We start from the raw sequence: 2,225 nt of genomic DNA, 5'->3' as shown, positions 1-2,225 counted from the left end.
CTGAATATGGCGCCTGATACACCGCATTCGCGAGCAAGCCCGCTCCCACATTTGTTCTGCACATGACTCAAGACTTGGTTTTTTTGAATACATAGAAAAGATTGGGCTCACTGACCATGTACAACGTGCCGTCGTTGTCCATGGCGATCCCCTCGGCCTGAGGCACGCGCTGCTTCAGGCCATGGCGCCCCTTGAGCAGCGACAGGCTGCTCAGGGGGCGACCGTCGATATCCAGTTCCAGCACCAAAAATGACTCATCCGACAGCGCCAGCAGATGACCGCTGCGCTCGTCGTATTGCAGGCTCGACAGGTCGCGCACAAACAACCCGGCATCGCGCTTGGGGTTGTTGATCACGTGCACCGAGTAGGTTTTTTCCGGTTTGAAATGCGGAAAGCCGTGCACCTCGTAGATCAGCATCGGGTCGCGTTCCTTGGCCACAAACAGGCGCTTGCCCACCGAGTCATAGGCCAGGCCTTCGAAGCCCTTGTTGCCGCCCAGGTGCACGCCGAGGGTCATTTGCTCGGCGTCGGCGGCATCGAGGAATTGGGTGTCGTCATCCACGTGGACCTTGATCAGCCGCTGCTGACGTTCGTCGCTGATCACGTAGGTGTTATCGCTGATGTACTCCACGGCCTCGGCATCGCCAAACCCCACCAGCGCAATGCGCCGCAGGATTTTGCCGTCCAGGGACAGTTCGACCAGCTCAGCGTTCTTGTTGGTCACGGTAAACAGGCTGTTGCGCACCGGATCAAAGGTCAGTGCCGAGACATCATCGTTGAGGCCGTCGATCACCTGCGCCTCCAGGGCCACCCGGTAATCCCCAAGGCCAATGGAGTGCTCCCCGGCGGGATTGCGCCAGGATTGCCAGTTGAACCAGGCACGCTCAAACAGGCGCAATTGCTGGGCAACCACACCGCACGCCACCAGGGCGATCAGGATCAGGATAAAAAAAGCAGGTTTGGGGCGGGCAAGTCGACGCATCGGGCGGGGCTCAGAGTAAAAACTGGCGAATGAATATCACGGTCGCCTGAATTTAAACTTAAACACCCCGGGTGTCTGGCTTATGCCGCAGATAGAGAAAAATCTGACGTAATCGAACTACTGCGCCTGCTTCTCGAAGCGATAGAACAGGTTCGGCTCGCTGACCATATACAGCGTGCCGTTCTCGTCCATGGTCACGCCTTCGGCACGCGGGATGGTGTTCTTCAAGCCATTGAAGCCGCCGAGCAAGGTCATGAAGCTGACCTGCTCGCCCTTCTCGTCCAGTTCCAGCAACAGATGGGAGTCCGCCGACAGCGCCAGCAGGTGGCCGGTACGCGGGTCGACGGTCAGCGCCGACAGGTTGCGCATGTCCAGTTCAGTGCTGGCGAGCTTTTGCTTGGCGCCGGTGAGGGTCTGGCTGCCGTCGCTTTTCCAGGCGAACAGGGCCGGTGGGCGTTCTTCGCCGAGGATCAGCTGTTGGTTGCGCTTGTCCCAGGTCACCGCCTCAAAGGCTTTGTTCTGGTCCTTGGACGGGCCCAGGTCATAGGACGGGAAGTCGGCTTTGTTCAACTGCTGGGTCTGTGGGTCGACCTTGACGATGGTCAGGCTGTGCTGGCGCTCATCGACCACGGCCATCAGGCCGTTTTCCATCATGGTCACGCCTTCCGGGTTGTTCCAGCCGTTGAGCGGCATCTTGCGCAGCACGTCGCCTTGCAGGGTCAGTTCAACCAGGAACGGGTTCTTGCCCATCACCGAGAACAGGGTCTTGGTCAGCGGGTTGTAGGTGAGGTCCGAGGCTTCGTCCTTCTCCATGCCGGGCAGCAGCTTGGCGTCGATCACCGCGTGGTAGTCCGGGAGCCAGACGCTTTCCAGGCGCTCGGCCGGGGTTTCGAAGCCCTCCGCCACCCACAACACACCACGGTCGTCCCAGTGCATCGCCCAGGCCACGCCGTAAATGATCGCGCCGGCGAGGAACAGCCAGGAATACCAGCGCATGGCAAGGCGTGAACGAAACGTGGGTTTTACGGATGGGAGAGGCACGGCCATTACGCTTTCCAGAAAGTCAGCTTTAGGGGATAGCACAGGATCAAAAGGTCCGCGCGCAGGAGGCTGAGGATTATCCGGATGGGGTGTGAAAAAAATGCAAAAACACGATTGGGTGGCAGTACACAGATCAAATGTGGGAGCGGGCTTGCTCGCGAATGCGGAGTATCAGTCACTGAATCTGTCACTGATACACCGC

The 2,225-nt window shown here is 59.1% G+C and carries 2 protein-coding genes; both read right to left on the bottom strand.

The features are described from left to right. Positions 1 to 67: 67 nt before the first annotated feature. Complete coding sequence (locus ACW9I6_RS32140) at positions 68 to 982, bottom strand: SdiA-regulated domain-containing protein (RefSeq protein WP_003213837.1); 915 nt, start codon at positions 980 to 982, stop codon at positions 68 to 70. A gap of 117 nt (positions 983 to 1,099) precedes the next feature. Beyond that, on the bottom strand, positions 1,100 to 2,029 hold the full coding sequence (locus tag ACW9I6_RS32135) for an SdiA-regulated domain-containing protein (protein WP_457340234.1): 930 nt from the start codon (positions 2,027 to 2,029) through the stop codon (positions 1,100 to 1,102). Positions 2,030 to 2,225 lie beyond the last annotated feature (196 nt).

It is taken from the genome of Pseudomonas sp. SDO5522_S412 (assembly GCF_054071215.1).
Note: the sequence above shows the minus strand (reverse complement) of the source record. Positions and strands in the feature narration are given on the sequence as shown.